The organism is Nocardioides terrigena (assembly GCF_003047265.1).
Classification (GTDB): domain Bacteria; phylum Actinomycetota; class Actinomycetes; order Propionibacteriales; family Nocardioidaceae; genus Nocardioides; species Nocardioides terrigena.
This window is the reverse complement of sequence record NZ_PZYY01000005.1, coordinates 33,781-58,603: the sequence shown is the minus strand read 5'-3', so window position 1 is coordinate 58,603 and position 24,823 is coordinate 33,781. Positions and strand designations below refer to the sequence as shown.

23 protein-coding genes are annotated in these 24,823 nt (G+C 72.1%); 12 read left to right on the top strand and 11 right to left on the bottom strand.

The window, feature by feature from the left end; genetic code table 11:
• Positions 1-75: 75 nt before the first annotated feature.
• The 3 genes from DAE25_RS11865 to DAE25_RS11855 all read left to right on the top strand — a co-directional run bounded on the left by DAE25_RS11865 (position 76) and on the right by DAE25_RS11855 (position 2,939).
• Positions 76-987, top strand: a complete 912-nt coding sequence (locus DAE25_RS11865) for an AEC family transporter (protein ID WP_107766422.1) — start codon at positions 76-78, stop codon at positions 985-987.
• A gap of 24 nt (positions 988-1,011) precedes the next feature.
• The gene (locus DAE25_RS11860) at positions 1,012-2,457 is read left to right on the top strand and encodes an FAD-binding oxidoreductase (protein WP_107766421.1); all 1,446 of its coding nucleotides are present in this window, start codon (positions 1,012-1,014) and stop codon (positions 2,455-2,457) included.
• Positions 2,458-2,543: 86 nt separating this feature from the next.
• A complete protein-coding gene (locus DAE25_RS11855; protein ID WP_107766420.1) occupies positions 2,544-2,939 on the top strand; it encodes a DoxX family protein in 396 nt (131 codons plus the stop codon).
• Here DAE25_RS11855 and DAE25_RS11850 read toward each other — a convergent pair.
• Positions 2,936-3,763 carry a CPBP family intramembrane glutamic endopeptidase gene (locus DAE25_RS11850; protein WP_234411006.1) on the bottom strand — a complete coding sequence of 276 codons (828 nt, stop codon included), beginning with the start codon at positions 3,761-3,763 and terminating at the stop codon, positions 2,936-2,938. The two genes, DAE25_RS11855 and DAE25_RS11850, sit on opposite strands and share 4 nt — an antisense overlap.
• Positions 3,764-3,945: 182 nt before the next feature.
• Positions 3,946-6,528 (bottom strand): ATP-dependent chaperone ClpB, encoded by a 2,583-nt coding sequence (gene clpB / locus DAE25_RS11845; RefSeq protein WP_107766418.1) that lies wholly within the window; start codon positions 6,526-6,528, stop codon positions 3,946-3,948.
• 179 nt (positions 6,529-6,707) lie between these two features.
• Between clpB and DAE25_RS11840 the strand changes: the two genes are divergently transcribed.
• Positions 6,708-7,316, top strand: coding sequence for a hypothetical protein (locus DAE25_RS11840; RefSeq protein ID WP_107766417.1), 609 nt, complete (start codon positions 6,708-6,710; stop codon positions 7,314-7,316).
• Here DAE25_RS11840 and DAE25_RS11835 read toward each other — a convergent pair.
• On the bottom strand, positions 7,285-7,743 hold the full coding sequence (locus tag DAE25_RS11835; protein WP_107766416.1) for an NUDIX hydrolase: 459 nt from the start codon (positions 7,741-7,743) through the stop codon (positions 7,285-7,287). The two genes, DAE25_RS11840 and DAE25_RS11835, sit on opposite strands and share 32 nt — an antisense overlap.
• Positions 7,744-7,837: 94 nt before the next feature.
• Here DAE25_RS11835 and DAE25_RS11830 point away from each other — a divergent pair, with 94 nt between their 5' ends.
• From DAE25_RS11830 to DAE25_RS11815, 4 genes are all read left to right on the top strand, one after another.
• Complete coding sequence (locus DAE25_RS11830) at positions 7,838-8,908, top strand: hypothetical protein (RefSeq protein ID WP_199907563.1); 1,071 nt, start codon at positions 7,838-7,840, stop codon at positions 8,906-8,908.
• Between the two features lie 205 nt (positions 8,909-9,113).
• Entirely contained in the window at positions 9,114-9,902 is a 789-nt protein-coding gene (locus tag DAE25_RS11825) for a pentapeptide repeat-containing protein (protein ID WP_234411005.1), read from the top strand.
• Positions 9,903-9,907: 5 nt separating this feature from the next.
• Entirely contained in the window at positions 9,908-10,459 is a 552-nt protein-coding gene (locus DAE25_RS11820; RefSeq protein WP_107766414.1) for a cysteine hydrolase family protein, read from the top strand.
• Positions 10,456-11,403: a PfkB family carbohydrate kinase gene (locus DAE25_RS11815; protein WP_107766413.1), complete on the top strand. Its 948-nt coding sequence runs from the start codon at positions 10,456-10,458 to the stop codon at positions 11,401-11,403. The genes DAE25_RS11820 and DAE25_RS11815 overlap by 4 nt, the downstream gene beginning before the upstream one ends.
• A 6-nt stretch (positions 11,404-11,409) precedes the next feature.
• Here DAE25_RS11815 and DAE25_RS11810 read toward each other — a convergent pair whose 3' ends face one another.
• The 4 genes from DAE25_RS11810 to dnaK all read right to left on the bottom strand — a co-directional run bounded on the left by DAE25_RS11810 (position 11,410) and on the right by dnaK (position 15,699).
• Positions 11,410-11,847 (bottom strand): heat shock protein transcriptional repressor HspR, encoded by a 438-nt coding sequence (locus tag DAE25_RS11810; protein WP_234411004.1) that lies wholly within the window; start codon positions 11,845-11,847, stop codon positions 11,410-11,412.
• A 1-nt stretch (position 11,848) separates the two neighbouring features.
• Complete coding sequence (dnaJ, locus tag DAE25_RS11805; protein ID WP_107766412.1) at positions 11,849-13,039, bottom strand: molecular chaperone DnaJ; 1,191 nt, start codon at positions 13,037-13,039, stop codon at positions 11,849-11,851.
• 81 nt (positions 13,040-13,120) lie between these two features.
• The gene (grpE, locus tag DAE25_RS11800; RefSeq protein ID WP_234411003.1) at positions 13,121-13,837 is read right to left on the bottom strand and encodes a nucleotide exchange factor GrpE; all 717 of its coding nucleotides are present in this window, start codon (positions 13,835-13,837) and stop codon (positions 13,121-13,123) included.
• On the bottom strand, positions 13,834-15,699 hold the full coding sequence (gene dnaK / locus DAE25_RS11795) for a molecular chaperone DnaK (protein ID WP_107766411.1): 1,866 nt from the start codon (positions 15,697-15,699) through the stop codon (positions 13,834-13,836). Before dnaK ends, grpE begins: the two co-directional genes overlap by 4 nt.
• A gap of 225 nt (positions 15,700-15,924) precedes the next feature.
• On the opposite strand from dnaK, the gene DAE25_RS11790 reads away from it, so the two are divergent.
• On the top strand, positions 15,925-16,611 hold the full coding sequence (locus DAE25_RS11790) for an SGNH/GDSL hydrolase family protein (RefSeq protein ID WP_107766410.1): 687 nt from the start codon (positions 15,925-15,927) through the stop codon (positions 16,609-16,611).
• Positions 16,612-16,706: 95 nt separating this feature from the next.
• On the opposite strand, the gene DAE25_RS11785 is transcribed toward DAE25_RS11790, so the two are convergent.
• The gene (locus tag DAE25_RS11785) at positions 16,707-17,486 is read right to left on the bottom strand and encodes a GNAT family N-acetyltransferase (RefSeq protein WP_107766409.1); all 780 of its coding nucleotides are present in this window, start codon (positions 17,484-17,486) and stop codon (positions 16,707-16,709) included.
• Positions 17,487-17,630: 144 nt separating this feature from the next.
• Here DAE25_RS11785 and DAE25_RS11780 point away from each other — a divergent pair, with 144 nt between their 5' ends.
• The gene (locus DAE25_RS11780) at positions 17,631-19,643 is read left to right on the top strand and encodes a M4 family metallopeptidase (RefSeq protein WP_234411002.1); all 2,013 of its coding nucleotides are present in this window, start codon (positions 17,631-17,633) and stop codon (positions 19,641-19,643) included.
• Here the strand turns inward: DAE25_RS11780 and DAE25_RS11775 are convergent.
• Positions 19,636-20,421: a nucleotidyltransferase domain-containing protein gene (locus tag DAE25_RS11775; RefSeq protein WP_159083694.1), complete on the bottom strand. Its 786-nt coding sequence runs from the start codon at positions 20,419-20,421 to the stop codon at positions 19,636-19,638. The genes DAE25_RS11780 and DAE25_RS11775 overlap by 8 nt on opposite strands.
• A 62-nt stretch (positions 20,422-20,483) precedes the next feature.
• Between DAE25_RS11775 and DAE25_RS11770 the strand changes: the two genes are divergently transcribed.
• On the top strand, positions 20,484-21,329 hold the full coding sequence (locus DAE25_RS11770; protein WP_107766406.1) for an aldo/keto reductase: 846 nt from the start codon (positions 20,484-20,486) through the stop codon (positions 21,327-21,329).
• Between the two features lie 127 nt (positions 21,330-21,456).
• A complete protein-coding gene (locus DAE25_RS11765; RefSeq protein ID WP_107766405.1) occupies positions 21,457-22,650 on the top strand; it encodes an MFS transporter in 1,194 nt (397 codons plus the stop codon).
• Here the strand turns inward: DAE25_RS11765 and DAE25_RS11760 are convergent.
• Both DAE25_RS11760 and DAE25_RS11755 read right to left on the bottom strand, forming a co-directional pair.
• Positions 22,637-23,182, bottom strand: coding sequence for a hypothetical protein (locus DAE25_RS11760; RefSeq protein ID WP_107766404.1), 546 nt, complete (start codon positions 23,180-23,182; stop codon positions 22,637-22,639). The genes DAE25_RS11765 and DAE25_RS11760 overlap by 14 nt on opposite strands.
• 341 nt (positions 23,183-23,523) lie before the next feature.
• On the bottom strand, positions 23,524-24,819 hold the full coding sequence (locus tag DAE25_RS11755) for an MFS transporter (protein WP_234411001.1): 1,296 nt from the start codon (positions 24,817-24,819) through the stop codon (positions 23,524-23,526).
• Between the last annotated feature and the right edge of the window lie 4 nt (positions 24,820-24,823).

The following is a 24,823-nucleotide window of genomic DNA, read 5'->3' as shown; positions in this document are numbered from 1 at the left end:
CGCCGGGCCCGTCCGCCGACGTCCATTGCCCCCTGGGCATCGCGCCATGCGCCGGCCCCGCACCCAGGAGCACTCGTGGACCTCCTGATCGGCTTCGTCACCATCCTCGTGGTGATCGCCTGCGGCGCCGCGCTCGCGCACACCGGCGTGCTCGACGCGCGCTCCCAGCGCACCCTGGGCGAGGTGGCGTTCTTCGTCGCCTCCCCCGCCCTGATGATCGTGGTGATCAGCGAGGTCGAGATCGGCGGCGCGGTCGCCAACCTCGCCGCGTCGGCGGCCTCCCTGGCCACCTGCTTCCTGCTGTACGCCGCGTGGGCGCGGTGGCGACGCGGGCTCGGGACCGGCTCGGTGCTCATCGGCGCGCTGGCGTCGTCGTACGTCAACGCGGGCAACCTCGGCATCGCCGTCGCGGCCTTCGTCGTCGGCGACACGACCGTCGTCGTGCCCACCCTGCTGGTGCAGATGCTGGTCGTGCAGCCGGCCGCGCTCGTCATGCTCGACCGGCTGACCGGGAGGGGCTCGGGGACGCTGGCCGTCGTCAAGCGGCTCACCACCAACCCGCTCACCGTTGCGGCGCTGCTCGGCGTCGTGCTCGCCCTGACCGGGTGGGAGCTGCCGCGGATCGTGGCGTCGCCCATCGAGCTGCTGGCCGGGCTCGCGATCCCGGCGATGCTCCTGTCGTACGGCGCGGCGCTGCGACTGAGCCCGTGGCCCGGCAAGGCCGGCCACAACCGCGAGGTGCTCGTCGCGACCGTGCTCAAGCTGGGCGTGATGCCGGTCGTCGCCTGGGCCGTGGGCTCCGCGCTGGGCCTCGACGGGCGGGTGCTGCTCGGCGTGGTGATCACCGCGGCCCTGCCGACCGCGCAGAACATCTTCCTCCACGCGACCCGCTACCGGACCGGTGAGGACGTGGCGCGGGAGACCATCCTCGTGACGACACTGGCATCGTTGCCGGTGGCCCTGCTCATCGCCGTCCTGCTCGGCTGACCCACCACACCTCCCAGGAGAGCCATGACCGACGCCCCCACCCCGCTGCTCGTCGACCTGCTGACCGAGCTGCGCTCCGCCGTGGGCGACGCCCACGTGCTGACCGACCCGGCCGACCTCGCGGCGTACGACACGGACTGGCGTGGCGCCTACAGCGGACGCCCGCTGGCCGTCGTACGCCCCGGCAGCACCGCCGAGGTCGCCGCCGTGCTGGCCGCCACCCACGCCGCGGGCGTGGCGGTGGTGCCACAGGGCGGCAACACCGGGATGAGCGGCGGGGCGGTCCCCGACGACTCGGGCTCGCAGGTCGTGCTCTCGCTGGGCCGGATGCGTGCCGTGCGCGAGGTCGACGCGGTGGGCGGGACGATCACCGTCGAGTCCGGCTGCGTGCTGGCCGACGTGCAGGCCGCGGCCGCGGGCGTGGACCGCCTGTTCCCGCTGACGCTCGGCTCCCAGGGCAGCTGCACCATCGGCGGCAACATCTCCACCAACGCCGGCGGCACCGCGGTGCTGCGCTACGGGATGATGCGCAGCCAGGTGCTCGGGCTCGAGGTCGTGCTGCCCGACGGGCGGGTGTGGGACGGATTGCGGTCGCTGCGCAAGGACAACACCGGCTACGACCTCAAGCAGCTCTTCATCGGCGCCGAGGGCACCCTCGGCGTGGTGACCGCCGCGGTGCTGACGCTGCAGCCGGCGACCCCGTCGCGGGCGACCGCGTGGGTCGCGCTGCGCGACGTGGCCGCCGCCGCCGAGCTCCTCGGGGTGCTGCGCGACCACGGGGGCGACCGACTGACCACGTGGGAGCTTGTGTCGCGCCCGGCGCGCGACCTCGTCGTCGCGGCAGGGCTCACGGACCCGCTGTCGACCTCGTCGGAGTGGTACGGCCTGGTCGAGCTCGCCGGGCCCACCGGCGCCGACGTCGCCACCCCGCTCGAGGCCGCCCTCGGCGACGCGGTCGAGGCCGGGCTGGTCCTCGACGCCGCGATCGCGGGCTCCCCCACCCAGCGCTCCGGCCTGTGGGCACTGCGGGAGCGGGTGTCGGAGGCCCAGGAGGTCCACGGCCCGACGGTCAAGCACGACGTCTCGGTCCCGATCACCGCGCTGGCCGACTTCGTCGCCCGGACAGGCCCGGCCATCGAGGCGCAGCTGCCCGGCACCCGGCTCTTCGTCTACGGCCACGTGGGCGACGGCAACCTGCACTACAACCTGTCGCGGCCCGAGCACCTGACGTCGGACGAGTTCCTCACCCACGCCGCTGCCCTGTCCGACGTCGTCAACGCCTCGGTCGCCGAGCTCACCGGGAGCATCAGCGCCGAGCACGGCCTGGGGAAGTCCAAGGCGGCCGCCGCCGCGGCCTACAAGAGCGACGTCGAGGTCGCGCTGATGCGGGCCGTCAAGGACGCGATCGACCCCGCCGGGCTGATGAACCCGGGTGCGGTGCTGCCGCTGCCCCCGGTCCTGCTGGGGTAGTCCGTGACGATCGGACCCCTCACCGGCCGCGACCGGGGTCCGTTCGTCACGGACTACCCCGACGGGGAGCCCCTAGGCTGCGGACCATGAGCACTGCAAGCACCGCCGCCCGTCTCCTGCTCGGCACGGCGATGGTGGGCGCCGGCGTGCTCCACCTGACCACCCAGCGCGAGGAGTTCCAGGCGCAGGTGCCCTCGTGGTTCCCGCTGGACGAGGACTTCACCGTCGTCGCGTCCGGGGTGGTGGAGATCGGGCTCGGCGCGGCGTTCATCGCGCTGCCGCAGCGCCGGCGCCTGGTCGGCGGGCTGCTCGCCGCGTTCTTCGTGGCGATCTTCCCGGGCAACGTCGCGCAGTACGTCGAGGGGGTCGACGCCTTCGGACTGGACTCCGACCGGGCCCGCCTCGTCCGGCTGTTCTTCCAGCCGGTGCTGGTGCTCTGGGCGCTGTGGGGCGGCGGCTGGCTCTCGCGGCGTCGGGACTAGAGGGTCGGCAGCCAGTCGACCCGCCCGGCCAGGGCGGCGTACCCGACGAAGGCACCGACGTCGAGCAGCGTGTGGGCGACCACGAACGGCATCACCCGGCCCCAGCGACGGAAGAGCCAGCCGAACAGCAGGCCCATCGCGAGGTTGCCGACGAAGCCGCCGAGGCCCTGGTAGAGGTGGTAGCTGCCCCGCAGCAGCGCGGCGAGGCCGATCGCCGCCGAGTCGCCGAAGCCGAGCTGGCGCAGCCGCACCTGCACGAAGCCGAGGACCACGAGCTCCTCGAGCACCGCGTTCTCGGCGGCCGCGAGCACCAGCACCGGCACCTGCCACCACTCGCCCGGCAGCGACTGGGCGACGACCGTCAGGTTGGTGCCGAGCGCGAAGGTCGCGACGTAGAACACGACACCGACCGTGCCGACGCCCAGGGCCAGCCAGGCACCGCGGCCCAGGTCGCCCCACGTCGCCCAGCGCCCGCCGCGGGCCCAGACGTCGCGGACGCGGGTGCCCGAGCGGACCAGGAGGTACGCCGCCAGCGCCACCGGCACGAGGGCGAAGCCGATGCGCAGCAGCTGGTAGGTCAGGTCCAGCCAGGGCCGGTCGGGGGCCAAGGAGTTGTTGAGGTTGGCCGCCTGCGAGGACAGCGGGCCCGGCGCGGTCAGCGCGGACACGATGCTGACGACCGAGTAGACGGCCGAGCGCCCCAGCGACACGAGCAGGACGATCGCCAGCTCGAACCAGAGGAGCGCGCGGGCCAGCTCGGGCACGCCGCCGGGCACGGGGGTGTCCCGGAGCCGCCACCACGGACGGACATCGGTGGTCGTCACGTCACTCACGGGACACAGCATCGCGCAGTCGCCTGATCGCCGGCTGAGGATCGCCGGGCCCGCGCGGCGTCGTACGACCCTCACGTCACTTCGTCGGCGAGTCCGTCACCCTGTGACCGTTGCAACGGTCACACAGTGACGGAGTCCCCGCCTGAGCGGGGACTCCGCCGCAAGGGGCGGGATCAGCGCAGGACGAGCCCGTCCTCCCCGACGTCGACGGTGACGGAGCCCCCGTCGGTGACGTCGCCGCCGATGAGCAGGCGGGCGAGCGGGTCACCGATGGCCGACTGGATCAGCCGGCGGAGCGGGCGGGCGCCGTACGCCGGGTCGTAGCCGGTGTCCGCGAGCCAGGCGCGCGCGGCGTCGGTGACGTGGATGGTGATCCGGCGGACGGCGAGCCGCTTCTCCAGCAGCGTCAGCTGGAGGTCGACGATGTGCGCGAGGTCGTCCTTGGTGAGCGCGTCGAACATGACGATCTCGTCGAGCCGGTTGAGGAACTCCGGCTTGAACGACGAGCGCACCACGCCCATCACGGCGTCCTTCTTCGCCTCCGGCGACAGCGACGGGTCCACGAGGTACGACGACCCCAGGTTGCTGGTGAGGATCAGCAGCGTGTTGCGGAAGTCGACCGTGCGGCCCTGGCCGTCGGTGAGCCGGCCGTCGTCGAGCACCTGCAGCAGGATGTCGAAGACCTCCGGGTGCGCCTTCTCCACCTCGTCGAGCAGCACGACGCTGTAGGGGCGCCGGCGCACCGCCTCGGTGAGCTGGCCGCCCTCGTCGTAGCCGACGTAGCCGGGAGGGGCGCCGACGAGCCGCGAGACCGAGTGCTTCTCGCCGTACTCGCTCATGTCGATGCGGACGATCGCCCGCTCGTCGTCGAAGAGGAAGTCGGCCAGCGACTTGGCCAGCTCGGTCTTGCCGGTGCCGGTCGGGCCCAGGAAGAGGAACGACCCGGTCGGCCGGTTGGGGTCGGCGATGCCGGCCCGCGAGCGGCGTACGGCGTCGCTCACCGCGGTCACCGCGTCGCGCTGGCCGATCAGCCGCTCGCCGATCACCGATTCCATCTCGAGGAGCTTGGCGGTCTCGCCCTGGAGCAGCCGGCCGGTCGGGATGCCGGTCCAGGCCTCGACGACGTCGGCGATCTGCTCGGCGCCGACCTCCTCGCCGACGAGCTTCTCGCTCTGGGCGAGCTCGCCGGACTCGGCGGTCGCGATCTGCTGCTCCAGCGCCGGGATCGACTCGTAGTTGATCTTGCTGGCGCCGGCGAGGTCACCCTCGCGGAGCAGCTTGTCGGCCTCGATCCGCAGCGCGTCGAGCTGGCGACGGAGCTCGCCCTCGCCCTCGAGCGTGGACTTCTCCCGCTCCCAGCGGGCCTCGAGCCCGCGCAGCTCCTCCTCCTTGTCGGCGAGGTCGGCCTTGAGGGCGGCGAGCCGCTCGCGCGACGCGTCGTCGGTCTCCTTCTCGAGCGCGAACTCCTCCATCTTGAGCCGGTCGACCTGGCGGCGGAGCTGGTCGATCTCCTCCGGGGAGGACTCGTGCTCCATCCGCAGCCGCGACGACGCCTCGTCGATGAGGTCGATGGCCTTGTCGGGCAGCTGGCGACCGGTGATGTAGCGGTCGGAGAGGGTGGCGGCCGCAACCAGCGCGGCGTCGGTGATCCGCACGCCGTGGTGCGCCTCGTACTTCTCCTGGATGCCGCGCAGGATCTGGATGGTGTCCTCGACGCTGGGCTCGCCGACGAAGACCTGCTGGAAGCGGCGCTCCAGAGCGGGATCCTTCTCGATGCGCTCGCGGTATTCATCCAGCGTGGTCGCGCCGATCATGTGCAGCTCGCCGCGGGCCAGCATCGGCTTGAGCATGTTGCCGGCGTCCATGGCGGAGTCACCACCGGCACCCGCGCCGACGACGGTGTGCAGCTCGTCGATGAAGGTGATGACCTGCCCGCCGGCGTCCTTGATCTCCTCGAGGACGGCCTTGAGCCGCTCCTCGAACTCGCCGCGGTACTTCGCGCCGGCCACCATCGCGGCCAGGTCGAGGCTGAGCACCCGGCGCCCCTTGAGGCTGTCGGGGACGTCGCCGTCGACGACGCGCTGGGCGAGGCCCTCGACGACGGCGGTCTTGCCGACGCCGGGCTCGCCGATCAGCACGGGGTTGTTCTTGGTACGCCGGCTGAGGACCTGGATCACCCGGCGGATCTCGGAGTCCCGCCCGATGACCGGGTCGAGGCGCCCGTCCTCGGCCGCCTTCGTCAGGTCGACGGAGTACTTCTCGAGCGACTCGTACGACGACTCGGCCTCCGGGCTGGTGACGCGGCGGTTGCCGCGGACGGCGGTGAGCCCCTCGCGCATGCCGGACTCGGTGAGGCCGGCGTCGGTGAGGAGCTTCTTGGCGCTGCTCTCCACGGTGGCCGTCGCGATGAGCAGGTGCTCGGTGGCGACGTAGTCGTCCTTCATGCCGGCGGCGAGGTCGAGCGCGCTGGCCAGCACCCGGGTGAGCGAGGCGCTCGCAGCGGGCTGCTGGACGGTCGACCCGCTGGCGCGGGGCAGGGTCTGCATCGCCTGCTCGGCCCGTGCCGTGAGGGCGGCGGCGTCGACCCCGGCCTTGCCGACGAGGTTGCGCGCGGTGCCGTCCTCCTGGCGGAGCAGGGCGACGAGCAGGTGGATGGGCTCGGTCTGGGTGTTGCCCGCCGTGGTCGCGGCGAGCTGTGCGGCCTCGATGACCTCGCGGCTGCGGGTGGTGAACTTCTCGGCGCCGAACTGGCTCAACTCCGACTCTCCTCGCTCGTGGTGTGGAACCACTGTGGTCCCACTCGTTCCAACGCGCCAGAAGTTGAGTCGATTCCCCTCAACTTTGGGAAGTTGGTCCGTTCTTGCGATACCCGCCCGGTGGTCCCGCGCGTAGCGTCGAGAGGCGGCCGGGGACTCGTCGAGCAGGGAGGTACGACATGTTCGTGCAGGTGTTCCAGGGGCAGGTGGGCAGCGGAGACGCGGTCCTCGGACTGCTGGACCAGTGGATACGGGACCTGGCCCCCGGGGCCGACGGCTGGCTGGGCAGCACGGCCGGCGTGACCGACGACGGGACCCTCGTCGCGCTGGCGCGCTTCGAGTCCGAGGAGGCGGCGCAGCGCAACAGCAACCGTCCCGAGCAGGGCGCCTGGTGGGCCGAGGTGGAGGCGCACTTCACCTCCGAGCCGGAGTTCCGCAACAGCACGTCGGTGGACGTCGATGCGTACGGCGATCCCGGGGAGGCCGGGTTCGTGCAGGTGATGCAGGGCCGTTCCAAGGACCCCGCCCGCAGCCACGAGCTGATGTCGGCCGACCCGACCGACTGGCAGGCGTTCCGCCCGGACATCCTCGGCACCGTCCTGCTCGACCACGACGACGGCGAGTGGACGATGGCGATCTACTTCACGTCGGAGGCCGAGGCCCGCGCCGGGGAGCAGAAGGAGCTGCCGCCGGAGCTGCAGGAGGTGATGGCCGAGATGGACTCCCTCTCGGTCGGCGAGCAGAAGTTCTTCGACCTCAAGGACCCCAGGATGGCCGCCCCGGCCTGAGCTCGGCCGGCCCGGCCTCAGCCCGGGAGCAGCCGCGGCACGACGTGGTCGGAGAGCAGCGGCGCCAGGTCGTCGTGCTCCCCGGCCAGCGCGGTCCAGCGGAGCACTCGGCGATCTCGCCGGCCGCGGTCGGCTCGACCCGGGCCCCGCTCGCCGTGAGCGGCAACGACGCGACGTACACCGTCGACTCGACGAGGTGGCCCGGCTCGTTGGCGGCGTCCGCGGTGAACTCGCCCAGCAGCGTCAGGTCGTCCACCACGAGGCCCACCTCCTCGCGGATCTCGCGCACCGCGGCGTCGTACGCACTCTCCCCCGGCTCCAGCTTGCCGCCCGGCAGCATGAAGCGGCTGGTCCCGCGCTTGCGGACGGTGAGCACGTGGCCGTCGCGCACGAAGGCGACCGCGGCCACGACGAAGGTGCCGGTCATGGCCCCAGTCTGCCGACCGGCCGTCGGGCACCCGTGACCAGACCACGACCCCGGACCGGTGACATCACCGGCCGCACCCGCCATGCTCCTCGTCATGGAGTGGTTGTTCGTCCTCGTCGTGGGTGTGCGCTTCCTGCTGCCGCTGCTGATCCCGCGCTACCCGCTGCCGGCCATCATCGGCTGCCTCATCGTGGACGGCGTCGACCAGTCGATCTTCCAGGCGTTCGGCTACGACCCGCCCGGATACCAGGGCTACGACAAGGCCATGGACGTCTACTACCTGGCGATCGCGTACCTCTCGATGCTGCGCAACTGGGTCTCGCCGGGCGCCTTCCAGGTGGGACGCTTCCTGTACTTCTACCGGCTCGTCGGCGTCGTGGCCTTCGAGCTCCTCCAGTCGCGGGTCCTGCTGCTGATCTTCCCCAACACGTTCGAGTACTTCTTCATCGCCTACGAGACCGTCCGCTCGAGGTGGAACCCCATGCGGTTCGTACGCCGCTGGTGGATCGTCGTGGCCGCCCTGATCTGGATCTTCATCAAGCTCCCGCAGGAGTACTGGATCCACGTGGCCCAGCTGGACGTGACCGACACCCTCGAGGAGTACGACTGGGCGTGGCCGCTGCTCATCACGCTGATCGTCGTCCTCGCCGCCGTGCTCTGGTTCGTGGTGCGTCCGCGCCTGCCGGAGCCGGACTGGGCGCTGCGCATGAGCCCCGACCCGCTCCCGGAGGAGATGGACACCGCCGCCGAGCGCGCCGCCTGGCGTGCCGACGCCACGCGGGTGCGCTCCGGGATCACCGCCGAGAAGGTCGTGCTCGTCGGCCTGCTCTCGGTCATCTTCGCCCAGACCGTGCCGGGCGTCGACGCGAGCAACCTGGAGCTCTTCCTCGGCACCGGGGCCTTCGTGGTGGTCAACGCCGCCCTGGTCCTCGCGGCGGCGCGACGCTCGTTCAGCACCGAGAGCCTGCTCATCTCCTTCGGCGTCCGGCTGGTCGTCAACGTGTTGCTCGTGCTCGCCGCCTCGGCGCTGCTCGGCCGGGGCAACCTCGACATCAGCACCACGCTGTTCTTCGTGATGCTCCTGATCCTCATCACCACGCTGCACGACGCGTGGCAGCCGGTGCACGCGCACCGTGTCCGGACCACCCCTCCCCCGATGGGGTAAATCCACGACGGATCGCGCGACCGCCCTCGACACCGTTTCCGCCGCGGTGCCACCGTCGATCGCATGAAGTGGCTCGCGACGCACATCACCGACCAGCGATGGGTCGTCAGCACGTTCGCCGTGCTCGCCGTGGTCAACGCCCACGCCATGGCCTACGGCTTCTACCGCTGAGCCCCACGCCCGCGCCGCCCGCCATGATGGCGGGGTGAACCTCCCCGTCCTGAGTGCGGACTGCGGCAGCTGCTTCGGCCTGTGCTGCGTCCTGATGCCGTTCTCCCGCGAGTCGGGCTTCGGCGTCACCAAGGCGAGCGGCACCCCGTGCCACCACCTCCAGCTGGACGACCGCTGCGGCATCCACGCCACCCTCCGCGAGGACGGCTGGCCGGGGTGCACCGTCTTCGAGTGCTTCGGCGCCGGGCAGCAGGTCTCGCAGGTGACGTACGGCGGGCAGTCCTGGCGCGACCACGACAACCTCGGCGAGATGTCCGCGGTGCTGTCGGTGATGCGCCAGCTGCACGAGATGCTCCGGCACCTCGTCGAGGCCGAGAACCGGGTCGCCGGCGTCACGGGCGACCTCCGCGACCGGATCGGCGCGCTGGTCGCGCAGACCCCGACCGAGCTGCTCGCGCTCGACGTCGACGAGCTGCGCGCCGAGGTCGGCGACGTGCTGGCCCGGGCCAGCGTCCGCGCCCGGGCCCGGTGGGCGGGCCGGATCGACCTCGCCCACGACGACCTCGCCGGCCGCGACCTGCGCGGGACGGACCTGCGGGGTGCCGCCCTGCGCGGGGCGCTGCTGATCGGGGCCGACCTGCGGGGCGCCGACCTCACCGGGGCCGACCTCCTGGGCGCCGACGTGCGCGACACCGACGTGCGGGGCGCGACCCTGGAGGGCGCGCTCTTCCTCACCCAGCCCCAGGTCAACGGCATGCGTGGCGACCTCGACACCCGGCTGCCCGGGGGCCTCGCCCGGCCCGGCCACTGGCTGCGAGAGTGACGCCCATGCCCGAGACCTGGCTGGTCGTGATCGACCCGCAGCGCATCTTCGCCTCGCCCGACAGCCCGTGGGGGTCGCCGATGTTCCCTGACATCCTCGACCCGGTGCACCGGCTGGCCGCGGCCCACGCCGGCCGCACCGTCCTGACCCGCTGGGTCGCGCCGGACCCGGCCCGCGGCAGCTGGGTGCCCTACCTCGACGCGTGGCCCTTCGCCCGCGTCCCCGCCGACGACCACCTCTACGACCTCGTCGACGAGGTGCGCGACATCGAGGCTCCGGTGGTGACCGCGACGACCTTCGGCAAGTGGGTGCCCGACCTCGTGGCGATCACCGGCGAGACCCCGCACCTGGTCGTGGCCGGCGTCTCGACCGACTGCTGCGTCGTCTCGACCGCGCTGGCCGCGGCCGACGCGGGGGCGACGCTCACCATCGTCACCGACGCGTGCGCCGGGTCCACGCCCGACAACCACCGCGCGGCCCTCGACGTGATGGCGCTCTACCCGCCGCAGATCACCCTGGCCACGACCGCGGACGTCACGGCAGGGCTCCTCGGGTGAGGCGCGTCATCCACACCGGCCAGGCGCTCGTCGACGTGGTCGTGGAGGTGCCGTCGCTGCCGCGACGCGGCCAGAACGTGATGGCCGGATCGAGCACCCGGTACGCCGGGGGCTCGGTCAGCGTCCTCGTCGCCGCCGCCCGCTTCGGTGCCGCCTGCGTCCACGCCGGCGCCCACGGGACCGGACCCAACGGCGACCTGGTCCGGGCCTCGCTGGCCGCTGAGGACGTCACGCTCTCGGCCCCGGCGATCACCGCCCGCGACACCGCCACCTGCCTCGTCCTCGTCGAGCCGTCGGCCGAGCGGACCTTCGTGACCACCCTGGGCGCCGAGCGGGAGATCAGCGTGGAGTCGCTGTCCACCGCGGCCCCGGTGGCGGGCGACCTGGTCTGCGTGACCGGCTACTCGCTGGTGCTGCCCGAGACGCGGGACCCGCTGCTGGCCTGGCTGGCGACCCTCGACGCGGGCGTGGTCGTCGTACTGGATCCGGGGGCCGCCTTCGCCCACCTGCCGGCGGAGGTCCGCGACCCGATGCTGGAGCTCACCGACGTGTGGTCGGGCAACGCCGAGGAGGCCGCCGACCTGCTCGCCGCGCTGGGGCGGCCGATGGCCGACGACGCCGACTCCATGGTGGCGCCCGCCCGGGCGCTGGCGCCGCTGCTGCGGGGTGAGGCGGTCACCATCGTGCGCGACGGGCCGGACGGGTGCGCCGTGACCGTGGGCAGCGAGACGACGCTGCTGCCGGGGTACCCGCAGACGCCGGTCGACACCAACGGCGCGGGCGACACCCACACCGGGGCGCTCGTCGCCGACGTCGCGGCCGGTCGCGACTGGGTCGACGCCTGCCGGCGCGCCAACGCGGCCGCCGCGATCAAGGTGACGCGGCGGGGTCCGGCGACGGCGCCCACCGCCGCCGAGGTGGAGGAGTTCCTGGCCGGTCGCTGACCTGGCTCAGCGCGAGCGGCGCCAGACCATCAGCGACTGGCCCGGGTCGGGGCCGCGGAGCACCGGGAGCTTGTTGGGCGACGACGACCGGGCGGCGGCGAGCGCCTGGCGCAGCGCCTCCCGGGTGGCCGCGAGCTCGGCGGCGAGCTCGTCGTTGCGGGCCCGCAGCGCGGTGACCTGGTTGTCGAGCTGGAGGATGCGGCGTACGCCCTCGATGCCGATGCCGGCGCTGGTCAGGTCGGCGATCTCGCGCAGCAGCTCGAGGTCGCGGTGCGAGTAGCGCCGGCCGCCGCCGCCGGTGCGACCGGGGGTGATGAGGCCCATCCGCTCGTAGGCCCGCAGGGTCTGCGGGTGCAGCCCGGTCAGCTCGGCGGCCACGCTGATGACGTAGACGGCCATGTCCGGGGACGGGCTGCCGAACGGGGTGCCCATCGAGGAGACCATGTCAGCTCGCCTCGAACAGCTGGGTGCGGAGCGGGGTGCCGGCCGTGGCGGCCCGATAGGCCTCGAGCGCCTCCCGCGCGGTGGTGTCGAGGGTGGCGGGGACGTGCACCTCGACGGTGGCGAGCAGGTCGCCCTTCGAGCCGTCGGCCTTGGTCGCTCCCTTGCCGCGCACCCGGAAGGTGCGGCCGTTGGGCGTGCCGGGCGGCAGCTTGAGGGTCACCGGAGCGCCGCCGAGCGTGGGCACCTTGACCTCGGCGCCGAGCGCGGCCTCGTCGAAGGAGACCGGCACGTCGATGGTGAGGTTGTCGCCCTTGCGGCCGAAGACGCGGTGCGGGGAGACCTTGACCTTGACGAAGAGGTCGCCGGCCGGGCCGCCGCTCTCGCCGGGAGTGCCCTTGCCCTTGATGCGGATCCGCTGGCCGTCCTTGACGCCCGCGGGGATGCGGGCCTGGATCGTGCGCGCCGAGGTGCCGTGGCCGGTGCCGTGGCAGGTGGGGCACGCCTCGTCGTAGACCAGCTGGCGACCGCCGCAGGCCGGGCAGGTCTCGTTCATCGAGAACCCGCCGCCCGCGCTGGCGACCACGAAGCCGGCGCCCTCGCACTCGGGGCAGATGTGCGGCCGGGTACCCGGCTTGCCGCCGGTGCCCTGGCAGGTGGCGCAGGCCGCGTCGGAGGTCAGCCGCAGCGAGATCGTGACGCCCTCGAGGGCGTCGACGAACCCGATGGTGGCGGTGGTCTCGACGTCGCCGCCGCGACGGGGTCGGGGCTGGCGGGCCCGCGCCCCGCCGCCCTGGTGGAAGATGTCGCCGAACATGTCGCCGAGGCCGCCGGCACCGCCGCCCGCCCGGTCGCGCAGCAGGTCGTTGATGTCGAAGCCACCGCCACCGAAGCCGCCACCGGGCTGACCGGCACCGCCGCCGAAGCCGCCGAACCCGCCGCTGGACTGGAGCCGGCGGAACTCGTCGTACTTGGTGCGCTTGTCGGCGTCGCCGACGACGTCGTAGGCCTCGGCGACGGCCTTGAACCGGTCGTGCTTGACGGAGTCGCCGGGGTTGGAGTCGGGGTGGTTGGCCCGCGCGAGCTTGCGGTAGGCCTTCTTGATGTCGTCGGCGGACGCGTCCTTGGCGACGCCGAGGACCTGGTAGAAGTCCTTGGTCGCCCAGTCGTTGCGGAAGCCGTCGTTGTCAGCCATGCCATCCCCTCCTCTCGTGCCTGGTGAGTGTGCCGTGCGGGTGGCCCGGCGACAGGAGTCGCCGGGCCGGTCGAGCCTGCGTCACGCGGTCGGCGTGGCCGGGTCGACCACGAGCACCTGTGCCGCGCGGACCACCCGGTCGCCGATCTTGTAGCCGGACTTGGCCACCACCTTGGCGGTGGTCACCTCCACGTCGGGATCCTCGCCGATGTGGCTCAGCGCCTCGTGGATCGTCGGGTCGAACGCATCGCCCGGCGCGCCGAACTTGGTGAGCCCGAGACCCGCGACGATCCGCTCGAGCTGGTCGGCCACGGACTTGAAGCCGCCGTCGACCTCCCCGTGCTCGCGGGCCCGGTCGATGGTGTCGAGCACCTCGATGATCGGGCTGAGGACCTTGTACGTCGCGTTCTCGGCGATGAGGTCGCGGTCCCGGTCGACGCGGCGCTTGTAGTTGAGGAACTCGGCCTGCAGCCGCTGCAGGTCCACGGTCCGCTCGGCCAGGGCCGTCTCGGCCGCGGTGAGCGGGTCGGCCTCGGCCGCACCACCCTCCACGTCGGCCACGTCCTGGGGCTCGAGGGGGCCACCCTCCTCGACCCAGTTGTCGACGCCGCTGATGTCCTCACCCGGCGCGTGGCCGGTGGGAGTGCCCATCGCGGGGCCGGCGCCGGTGTCGTCCGGCGTGCCGGACCCGGTGGCGCCGGCCGAGGCCGAGGCGTCGCCCTGGGGCGTCACCTCGACCTCGGTCTCGTTGGCCATCTCGCCCGCGGCGTCCCCGAAGGATCCGTCGGAAGAGGTCACTTGTTCTCACCCTCGGTGTCGGTGCCCTCGGCGGGCTCGTCGACGATCTCGGCGTCGACGACGTCGTCGTCGGACTCGCCGGTCGCCTCGGACGTGCCACCCGCGGCCGCCTGGTCGGCGTCCGCGGCGGCGTACATGGCCGCACCCATCTTCTGGCTGGACTCACCGAGCTTGGAGACCCCGGCGGTCAGCTCCTCGGCCGAGGCGTCCTCGCGGGCGAGCAGCTCCTTGAGGGACTCGACGTCGGCCTTGACCTCGGTCTTGACGTCCTCGGGGAGCTTGTCGTCGTTGTCGGTGAGGAACTTCTCGGTCGAGTAGACGAGCGAGTCGGCCTGGTTGCGGACCTCGATGGCCTCGCGACGCTTGGCGTCCTCCTCGGCGTACTGCTCGGCCTCCTTGACCATCCGGTCGATCTCGTCCTTGGACAGCGCGGAGCCGCCGGAGATCGTCATCGACTGCTCGCGGCCGGACGCCTGGTCCTTGGCGGACACGTGGACGATGCCGTTGGCGTCGATGTCGAAGGTGACCTCGATCTTCGGGATGCCGCGCGGTGCCGGCGGCAGGCCGGTGAGCTCGAAGTTGCCGAGGGGCTGGTTCTCCCCCCACATCGGGCGCTCGCCCTGGGCGACCTTGATCTCGACGGACGGCTGGTTGTCGTCGGCCGTCGTGAAGATCTCGCTGCGCTTGGTCGGGATCGTGGTGTTGCGCTCGATCAGGGAGGTCATGACGCCGCCCTTGGTCTCGATGCCCAGCGACAGCGGGGTCACGTCGAGCAGCAGCACGTCCTTGACCTCGCCCTTGAGGACACCGGCTTGGAGCGCCGCGCCGATGGCGACGACCTCGTCGGGGTTGACGCCCTTGTTGGGCTGCTTGCCGCCGAGGAGCTCGGTGACCAGCTCGCTGACGGCGGGCATGCGGGTGGAGCCACCGACGAGCACGACGTGGTCGATCTTGGCGACCTCGACGCCGCCGTCCTTGAGCACGCTCTGGAACGGCGCCTTGGTGCGGGCGAGCAGGTCGGCGGTGAGCTTCTGGAACTCGGACCGGGTCAGCTTCTCCTCGAAGTGGAGCGGCCCGCCCTCGCCGTGGGTGATGTACGGCAGGTGGATGGTCGTCTCGGAGCTGGACGACAGCTCGATCTTGGCCTTCTCCGCCGCCTCCTGCAGGCGCTGCTTGGCGATCTTGTCGGCCGCCAGGTCCACGCCGTTGGAGTTCTTGAACTTGGTGACCATCCACTCGACGATCTTGTTGTCCCAGTCGTCGCCACCGAGGTGGTTGTCACCGGAGGTCGCCTTGACCTCGACGACGCCCTCACCGATCTCGAGCAGGGACACGTCGAACGTGCCGCCACCGAGGTCGAAGACGAGGATCGTCTGGTCGTCGCCCTTGTCGAGGCCGTAGGCCAGCGCCGCGGCGGTGGGCTCGTTGACGATGCGGCTGACGTTGAGGCCCGCGATCTCGCCGGCCTCCTTGGTCGCCTGGCGCTGCGAGTCGGAGAAGTAGGCCGGGACGGTGATGACCGCGTCGGTCACCGGCTCGCCGAGGTAGGCCTCGGCGTCGCGCTTGAGCTTCTGCAGCACGAAGGCGCTGATCTGCTGGGGGGTGAAGGACTTGTCGTCGATCTCGACCTTCCAGTCCTCGCCCATGTGGCGCTTGACGGACCGGATGGTGCGGTCGACGTTGGTGACGGCCTGGCGCTTGGCGACCTCGCCGACCAGGACCTCACCGGACTTCGCGAACGCGACCACCGACGGGGTGGTGCGGGCGCCCTCTGCGTTGGCGATGACGGTGGGTTCGCCACCTTCGAGTACGGCGACCACGCTGTTCGTCGTACCAAGGTCGATGCCGACGGCACGTGCCATGGGGTGTTACCTCCGCTGGATAGCTGGAATGTCTGGGTGTGGGCGTCATCCTGCCGCCCTGCGGCGAGTCTGACAAACAAGTTGAGCCGGATCAACTCAAGTTCGTTCATGGGTGACAACGCAGCCCCCACCCGCCTTGTTCCCGGACGATGACGTTGTCATCACATCGGTGTGCATTTCCGCAGATCGCGTGCGCCTCGGTGGTCCAGACCGGATGATTGGGCCGTGACCACCCGCCTCGACCTCCGCTACGCCGTGCCGGCCCTGCTGGCCGTGCTGGTCGTCGCCGCCGTGCTCACGGTCCAGCTCGTCGAGCGCGCCGGCGCCGGGATGTCCTACTGCGCCCGGCACAGCGTCCAGGCCGCGCAGCGGGCCGAGCTCGTCACCGGCTCGGGCACTCCCGTGACGGTGGTCGGCGACTCGTGGTCGGTGGGCCTCGGCCTCGACCGGCTCGCCGGGTCCTGGCCGTCGCGCCTGCCCGGCCGGGTGACCGTCGCCGGCTTCTCCGGGTCGGGCTTCAGCCGGACGGCGAGCCCGTGCGGCGACGAGTCGTTCGGCACCCGCGCGCTCGAGGCTCCGCTGGAGGGCCTGGTGGTCGTCGAGGGTGGCCTCAACGACTTCGACCGCTCGTCCACGGCGATCACCCTCGGCTTCGCGCGGCTGATGCAGTCCCTCGAGGGGCACCGGGTCGTGGTCGTCGGACCAGCCACCGCCCCCTCGCGCGCCCACGCCGTACCCCGCGTCGACCGGCTGCTCGCCAGGCTCGCGGCCGACAGCGGGGTCCCGTACGTCGCCACCAGCGACCTGCGCCTGCCCTACCTGCCCGACCGGCTGCACCTGACGCCCGAGGGCCACGAGATCTTCGGCGACGCGGTCGCGGACCGGCTCGGCGACCTCGGCCTGCTCGGCTGAGGGTTCCTGCCTCTCCGGCGATTTCCGGGGTAGTCCGTGACGGTCGGACCCCTGATCCGCGCTTCCCGGGTCCGTTCGTCACGGACTACCCCGACTCAGCGGGTCCAGACGTACGGCGTCGTGGTCGTCACGGGCAGCAGCCCGGAGCGCTCCAGGATCGGGCGCGACATGTCGGTCGAGTCGGAGTGGAGGTAGCGGACGCCGAGGTCGACCGCCGAGCGGGCCCGGGCCGAGACCAGGGCCCGGTAGATCCCGCGGCCCCGGTACTCAGGCAGCGTCGAGCCGCCCCAGATCCCGGCGAAGTCGGTGCCCGGCACGACCTGGAGCCGCCCGGCGCACACGACGGTGCCGTCGACCTCGGCCAGCCACAGCTCGGCCTCGCCCGACTCGAGGGTGGCCAGCGACGACTCGACCGACGGGCCGCGCCCCCGGCCGAAGACGGACTCCTGCATCGCGAGCATCGCCTCGACGTCGCGGCGCGCGTCCCCGGTGGCCCCGGCCCGGCGGACGGTCACGCCCGGCACGTCGACGGGTACGGCGAGCGCGGACGCCTCGCCGATCATCACGGTCTCCGCCGGCTCGGCGACCAGGGCGTGCGCCACGAGCCGCTCGCCGAGGTCGTCCGGCCAGTCGTGGCCGCGCGTCTTCCACTCGAAGGTCGCCACCTCCGTGCGGTCGCGGAAGTGCACGATCGCGCCCGAGACCAGGGTGTCGACGTCGTGGCCCTCGAGCGACGCGTAGGTGACGAATCCCCCGTGGTCGAAGGTCGCCAGCAGCAACGGCCCCAGCTCGACCACCTCGGTGGCGCGACCCACCTCTCCCTCGCGTCGCAGCTGCCGGTCGTAGGCCTCGAGGAGGTCATGAGCGCTGGTCATTGCCACATCTTCACGCATTGCACAGACCTGCAACACGGAAGTCATTGCCGGACGACACCCGGATCGCAACTCTGTGCACGTGCCCGCCACCCCAGCGGGCCTCCAGCGGCCGGACCTGGCCGCCCACCCGAAAGGTTCGATCGCGTGAAGCGAACTCTTGTCGCGGGTCTCGGGACGATGGCCATCGCCGCCGCCCTCACGACCTCCCCCGTCACCACCGCGAGCTCTGCGGCCCCCCAGAAGACCGTCGCGTCCGCCGCAGACGGCAGCCGGCTCGCCCAGGACGCCTCGCGCTCCTGGATCGACAAGCACCCCGGCAAGGTCAAGGAGGCCCGCGGTGACGCCTTCGTCCGCACCGGCACGCTGACCGGTGCGAACGACACCCGCGCGGTCGCCTACGAGCGCACCCACCAGGGCCTCCCGGTCGTCGGCGGCGACTTCGTGGTCGTCACCGACGCGACCGGTGACGTGCTCGCCACGTCCGTCGCCCAGGACCGTCCGGTCGACCTCGCCTCGACCACCCCGACCGTGGGCCGGGACCGCGCCGTCGAGGCGGCCCGCGGACGCGTCGCCGAGGTCTCCGACGTCTCCGAGCCCCGCCTCGTGGTCTGGCAGCGCGACCGCACTGCCCTCGCGTGGGAGACCCAGGTCCGCGGTACCACCGAGGGTGGCGAGCCGTCGTGGCAGTTCGTGTACGTCGACGCGGGCGACGGCTCGGTCCTCGAGGGCCGCGAGCAGATCGCCCACGGCACGGGCACCGCGGCGTACTCCGGACCCAACCCGCTCCCGATCGCGACCAGCGGCTCGGGCAGCAGCTTCACGATGACCGACCCGTCGGCCACGACCCTGAAGTGCCAGGACTCGGCGACCAACGTGACCTTCAGCGGCACCGACGACGCGTGGGGCAACGGCAACGCCACCAACAAGGAGACCGGCTGCGTCGACGGCCTCTACGCCGCCCAGCAGATGAAGGGGATGATGACGTCCTGGCTGGGCCGCAACGGCATGACCGGCTCGGGCGGCTGGGTCCCGCTGCGTGTCGGGCTCAACGACATCAACGCCTACTACGACGGCACCCAGGTCCAGATCGGCAAGAACCAGTCCGGCCAGTGGATCAGCTCGCTCGACGTGGTGGCCCACGAGTACGGCCACGGCGTCGACGACCGCACCCCCGGCGGCATCTCGCAGGCCGGCACGCAGGAGTTCGTCGGCGACGTCCTGGCGACGCTGACGGAGTACTACGACAACCAGTCCGCGTCGTACGACGGTCCCGACTGGACCATCGGCGAGGAGATCAACCTGGTCGGCCAGGGCCCGATCCGCGACATGGCCAACCCGGCCGCCGTCGGTGACCCGGCCTGCTACACCAGCTCGATCCCGTCCACCGAGGTGCACGCGGCCGCCGGCCCCGGCAACCACTTCTTCTACCTGCTTTCGCAGGGCGGTACGTCGCGCTGCGACAGCACGTCGGTCTCCGGTGTCGGCATCCAGAACGCCGGCAAGATCATGTACAACGCGATGCTGATGAAGACGTCCTCGTCGTCCTACCTCAAGTACCGCACCTGGACGCTGACCGCGGCCAAGAACCTCGACAGCACCTGCACCCAGTTCAACGCCGTCAAGGCGGCGTGGGACGCGGTCAACGTGCCGGCACAGACCGCCGACCCGACCTGCGGTGGCACCACGCCCCCGCCGACCGGCGGCAACCTGCTCGCCAACCCGGGCTTCGAGTCCGGCGCCGCGTCGTGGGCCGGCAACACCGGCATCATCACCACCAACGCGAGCCGCCCGGCCCGCACCGGCTCCTACAAGGCGTGGTTCGGCGGCAACGCCACCACCTCGACCGAGACGCTGACCCAGGCGGTGACCGTCCCCTCGACGGCGACCGCGGCCAACCTGTCCTACTGGATCCGCACGGACACGGCCGAGTCCGGCTCGACCGCGTACGACACGTTCCGCGTGCAGGTCGTCGTCGACGGGGTCACCACCACGCTGCGCACCTTCAGCAACGTCGGCACCAACGCGACGTACACGCAGTACTCGCACAGCCTGCTCGCCTACAAGGGCAAGTCGGTGACCGTGAAGTTCCTGATGAACGAGGACTCGTCGCTGCAGACGAGCTTCGTCCTCGACGACGCGGCCGTCGCGGTCAGCTGACCCGGAGCAGGGCCAGCTGGTCACCCCAGCCGTCGAGGATCGCAGCCAGCTCCTCGGCGGCTGGGTGTGCGTGCACCGCCCGCTCGACGCGGGTGAAGGTCTCGCGCACCGCCTGCGGGTCGCCGTCCAGGGTTCGCTCCAGGAGCTCGAGGGTCTCCTCGGCCGGCCAGTGCGGGAGCGGGTGGGTGCGCAGCTCCCACGGGAGGTACTTCATGTAGGGCCGCACCCGCCCCTCCAGCGCGAAGACCGTGTCGAGCAGCCACGGCACCGACTCCGCCGCGTCGAGACGCCGCTCGAGGGGCCGCCCGTCCCGGTCGTTCTTGAGGGATCGGAAGGCGTAGTTGACGTAGCCGTCCAACCGGTCGTGGGTGACCAGCACCTCGCGCTGCTCGTCCGGCGCCAGCGTCGCGTGGCGGCGTACGAGGTCGGGCAGCACGCCGCCGGTGCGGTCCAGCAGCACCGGGGCCCAGGCGCAGGACCAGCGGTACCACCAGCCGTCGGTCCCGAAGGGCGGCAGCTCCTCGAGCTCGGCGAGGGGAGTCGGGACCTCGTCGACGTCGGGTGACTTCGTCGTACGCCGCCCTGCCGCGGCCTCGTCGGTGAGCACGACGAGGACGTCGAGGTCGGACCGCTCCGTGGCCATCCCGCGGCCGGTGGAGCCGCTCAGCACGAGGCCGAGGAACCCGTCACCGTGGTCGGCGTCGTTGCGGTCGGCCAGGCGCTGGATGGCGGCGGCGTGCTGCGGCGAGAGGTGGGCAGGGAGGTCCAGGTCGGGCACTCGCCCCACCCTAGGGACGGGCGCAACGGAATATCGGGCGGCCGATCCGTGTAGGGCCTCGTATGACTGTTCCCCAGATCAAGCTCCACGACGGCACGTCCATCCCGCAGCTCGGCTTCGGCGTCTTCCAGGTCCCGCCGGAGGAGACCGCGGACACCGTGGCCCAGGCCTTCGAGGCCGGTTACCGCCACATCGACACCGCGCAGATGTACGAGAACGAGGCGGGCGTCGGCGCCGCGATCAAGGACTCCGGCCTGTCCCGCGACGAGCTCTACGTCACCACCAAGCTCAACAACGGCTTCCACCGCCTCGACGACGCGCGCCGGGCCATCGATGAGTCCCTCGAGCGCCTCGGCCTCGAGCAGACCGACCTGTTCCTCATCCACTGGCCGCTGCCCACGCAGTACGACGGCGACTTCGTCTCGACGTGGCAGGCACTGATCGAGGCCCAGCAGGCCGGGAAGACGCGCTCGATCGGCGTCTCCAACTTCCAGCCCGCCCACCTGGACCGCATCGTCGAGGCGACCGGCGTCGTGCCGGTGGTCAACCAGGTCGAGGTGCACCCGTTCTTCGCCAACGAGGACGTGCGGGCGGCCAACGCGCGTCACGGCGTGCTCACCGAGGCGTGGTCCCCGATCGCGCAGGGCAAGGTCAACGACGACGACACGATCGGCGAGATCGCCTCGGCGGTCGGCCGCTCGCCGGCCCAGGTCACCCTGCGCTGGCACGTGCAGCGCGGCGACATCATCTTCCCCAAGTCCATGAAGGCCGAGCGGATGCGCGAGAACTTCGAGATCTTCGACTTCGAGCTCTCCGCCGAGCAGGTCTCCGCCCTCGACGGTCTCGACCGGGGCGAGTCCGGCCGGATGGGACCCAACCCGGACACGTTCGACTACATCCCCGGCTGATCCGCCTCCCCGGTTGATCCACCTCGCCGGTTGATCCACCTCGCCGGTTGATCCACCGATCCACGACCCGTCCGGCCCCGGCACCGTGTCCGGCGGCCGGGCGGGTCGCTGCGAAGATGGGCGGGTGATGGCCTCGGGGGACTTCCGCTTCCGCGACATCGCCCTCCCGGCGTACGGACCCTCGATCCTCAGCGCCATCGGCCACGGCGCGGTGATGCCGATCCTGGCCCTGCGGGCCCGCGAGCTCGGGGCGGACGTGAGCACCGCGGCCATGGTCGTCGCCCTGCTCGGCATCGGCAGCCTGATCGCCTCCCTGCCCGCCGGGGCCCTCGTCGCGCGGATCGGTGAGCGCCGGGCGCTGACCATCGTGGGGTGCCTGGACGCCGTCGCGATGGCCGCGGCCGCGCTCACCGAGTCGGTGCTCGCGCTGGGGATCGCGGTGACCTTCAGCGGGATGACGTGGACGGTCTTCCTGATGGCCCGGCAGGGCTTCATGATCGACGCCGTGCCGATGGCCTTCCGGGCACGGGCCATGTCGATGCTCGGCGGCAGCATGCGGGTGGGCGTGCTGGTCGGCCCGCTCCTCGGCGCCGGCCTGATCCAGGTCGGCAGCCTCACCTGGGTCTTCTGGCTCGCCGCGGCGATGTCACTCGCGTCGGCGCTGCTCGCGCTGACCATGCCCGACTTCGGCTCCGAGTCGCGCAAGCAGGTCACCGAGCACCTGTCGGTGCTGTCGGTGCTGCGCGCCCATCGCCGGGTGCTGCTCACCCTGGGCACGGCCGTCGTGATCATCGCCGCGAGCCGCTCGCTGCGCACCGTGCTGCTCCCGCTGTGGGCCGAGCACGTCGGCCTCTCCGCGAGCACGAATTCGCTCATCTTCGCCGTGGCCGCGGCGATCGACATCGCCTTCTTCTTCCCGGGTGGCTGGCTGATGGACACCCGCGGCCGCTTCGTGGTCGCCATCCCGGTCGTGGCGTCGACCGCGGTCGCCTGCCTGCTGCTCCCCCTGGCCACCACCACCGCCACGGTGGCCGCGGTGATGGTGCTCATCGCCGCCGGCAACGGCCTGGGGTCGGGGATCGTGATGACACTGGGCGCCGACGCCGCGCCGACGGAGGGCCGCGCGCAGTTCCTCGGCGGCTGGCGCCTCTGCGGCGACATCGGCGTCTCCGGCGGACCGGTGCTCGTCAGCGTCCTCGTCGCCGTGACCCCGCTGGCCACGGCCTGCGTCGTGCTGGGCGGACTGGCCGCCGTCGGCACGGTGTGGGTCGGTTACTGGACGCGCCGGGTGGACCGGCAGTCGGCGCTCAGCCGACGGTGACCTCGACCTCGTTGGACGTGATGTTCGAGTCGGTGTCCTTGACCCGGAACTTGTTGACCCCGGCCTGGCTCGTCTGCACGTAGGTCGAGAACGTCTGGTTGCTCACCGACACGGTCACGGGGAAGTCCGACCACGTGCCGCCCTCGAGGCGCTGCACCTGCAGGATCGCCCCCTCACCCTGGGCGTAGGTGCCGGTGAGGTCGATCTGCTGCATGGGGCTGACGCTGACCTGGCCCGCCGAGAGGGAGATCTGCTCGGCCGGCGTGGTCTCCGTGCTGGAGGGCGCCTGGCCGGGCTGCGCCTCGGCGGTCGTCGTCGGCTCCGTGGTCTCCGTCGGCTCCGGCTCGGGGAGGTACATCGTCGTCTCGCTGCCGGACGTGGCCTCCGCCGACGCGTCGACTCCCCCACCGTCCAGGCCCAGCACCTTCGTGCCGAACAGCGCGGCCAGCCCGAACAGCAGACCCACGACGGCGGCCACGGCGACCAGGGCCACCAGTCCGGTCAGGACCGGGCGGTCTTTGCTCTCGGACACGGGACACCTCTCGCTCGTACGACGATCGCGCGCGGTGGTTGCGCCGCGGCTGCCCGCCATTGTGGGCGACCCGGGTGCTCCGGACCAACCCGGCCCGCCGCCGGGCGCCCCTCGCGGGGGTCCTCCGGGTGTCCTCGCGGCCAATACGACCTGCGGTACCCACGACCGCAGGTCACACCCCGCGCGCGACCCTCCCGGCCAGCACGACCTGCGGTACCCACGACCGCAGGTCACACCCCGCGCGCGACACTCCCGGCCAGTACGACCTGCGGTACCCACGACCGCAGGTCACAGGTCGCGCAAGGACCCCGGAGACCGTCCCGGCCGAGTTCCCCGGCGACTCAGGTCTCGGCGCCCCGGCGCTCCCTCTCGGCGATCGCGTGCACGTCGGTGCGGTTGTCGTAGGACCAGAAGTCCCGCAGCAGCGCCGCGGTCAGCAGCACGCCGCCGACGCACGCGACCCCGCCGGAGACGATCGAGCCGCGCACCGACCAGGCGTCGGCCACGAAGCCCGCGCGGACCTGGCCACCCAGCGGACCCACGGAGTAGGACAGCATCTCGATGCCGGCCAGCCGGCCGCGCATGTGCTCGGGGATGGTCTGGTTCCACACCGTCCCGCGGAAGACGGCCGAGATCATGTCGGCCGCGCCGGCCATCGCGAAGCAGACCAGCGCCACCCCGAACGACGGTGCGAGGCCGGCGAGCGCGATGCAGGCGCCGTACGCCGCGGCGGCGATGACGATGGCCCGTCCGTGGTGGTGGACGCGCGAGGTCCAGCCGCTGAGCGCGGTCGCGAGGAGGGCGCCGACGGTCTCCGCGGAGTAGAGCAGTCCCAGCAGCTCGGGGCGCTCGAAGACCTCGGCCGCCAGTGCCGGGAAGAGCACGATCGGCATCGCGAGCAGCATGGCGGCGATGTCCACGAGATAGGTGCCGAGCAGGTCGCGGCGACCGACCGCATAGCGCCACCCCTCGGCGATGCCGCGCAGGCTCGGGGGCGTGGTCTCGCCGCGGTGGGGGTAGGGCCGCATCGCGGCGTACAGGGCACACGCGACCGCCAGGGCGACGACGTCGACGACGAAGCACCAGCCGATCCCCACCCAGGCGATGAGCACCCCGCCGATGGCCGGGCCGAGCAGCACGCCCACCTGCATGCCGAAGCTCGACAGCGCGTTGGCGGCGGTGATCTGGTCGTGGCGCACCGTGCGCGGCTCGAGCGCCTCGCGTGACGGACGCTGCAGCGACGAGGTGGCCGCGAGCAGGGCGGCGACGACGAAGAGCAGCGGGAGGCTCGGCTCGGCCCGGAACGCGTTGCCCGCCAGCACCGCCATCAGCACCAGCTGCGCCAGCCCGCTGCCGACGAGCAGCCTGCGGCGGTCGACGTGGTCGGCGAGCGCACCGCCGTACAGGCCGAAGACAATCAGCGGCACCAGCTCGACCAGGCCGATCGCACCGACCAGGAAGTTGCTGCCCGTCATGTCGTAGACCTGGAACGGGATCGCGACGTAGGACACCATCCCGCCGAGGTAGAACACCGTGCCGGCGGTGAACAGCAGCCGGAAGTCGCGCGACTCGCGCAGCGGCGTGACGTCCATCCGCACTCGGCGGAGGCGCTCGCGCAGGGACGGGGTGGTGCTCACAAGG

What these genes read in the sequence shown, in the direction of transcription:
- DAE25_RS11835 (WP_107766416.1), bottom strand. Translation starts at nt 7,743, where the DNA reads ATGACCGGCACCTTCGTCGTGGCCGCGGTCGCCTTCGTGCGCGACGGC.
- DAE25_RS11820 (WP_107766414.1), top strand. Translation starts at nt 9,908, where the DNA reads ATGCCCGAGACCTGGCTGGTCGTGATCGACCCGCAGCGCATCTTCGCC.
- DAE25_RS11860 (WP_107766421.1), top strand. Translation starts at nt 1,012, where the DNA reads ATGACCGACGCCCCCACCCCGCTGCTCGTCGACCTGCTGACCGAGCTG.
- dnaK (WP_107766411.1), bottom strand. Translation starts at nt 15,699, where the DNA reads ATGGCACGTGCCGTCGGCATCGACCTTGGTACGACGAACAGCGTGGTC.
- DAE25_RS11770 (WP_107766406.1), top strand. Translation starts at nt 20,484, where the DNA reads ATGACTGTTCCCCAGATCAAGCTCCACGACGGCACGTCCATCCCGCAG.
- DAE25_RS11810 (WP_234411004.1), bottom strand. Translation starts at nt 11,847, where the DNA reads ATGGTCTCCTCGATGGGCACCCCGTTCGGCAGCCCGTCCCCGGACATG.
- DAE25_RS11785 (WP_107766409.1), bottom strand. Translation starts at nt 17,486, where the DNA reads ATGACCAGCGCTCATGACCTCCTCGAGGCCTACGACCGGCAGCTGCGA.
- DAE25_RS11830 (WP_199907563.1), top strand. Translation starts at nt 7,838, where the DNA reads ATGGAGTGGTTGTTCGTCCTCGTCGTGGGTGTGCGCTTCCTGCTGCCG.
- dnaJ (WP_107766412.1), bottom strand. Translation starts at nt 13,039, where the DNA reads ATGGCTGACAACGACGGCTTCCGCAACGACTGGGCGACCAAGGACTTC.
- DAE25_RS11840 (WP_107766417.1), top strand. Translation starts at nt 6,708, where the DNA reads ATGTTCGTGCAGGTGTTCCAGGGGCAGGTGGGCAGCGGAGACGCGGTC.
- DAE25_RS11765 (WP_107766405.1), top strand. Translation starts at nt 21,457, where the DNA reads ATGGCCTCGGGGGACTTCCGCTTCCGCGACATCGCCCTCCCGGCGTAC.
- DAE25_RS11855 (WP_107766420.1), top strand. Translation starts at nt 2,544, where the DNA reads ATGAGCACTGCAAGCACCGCCGCCCGTCTCCTGCTCGGCACGGCGATG.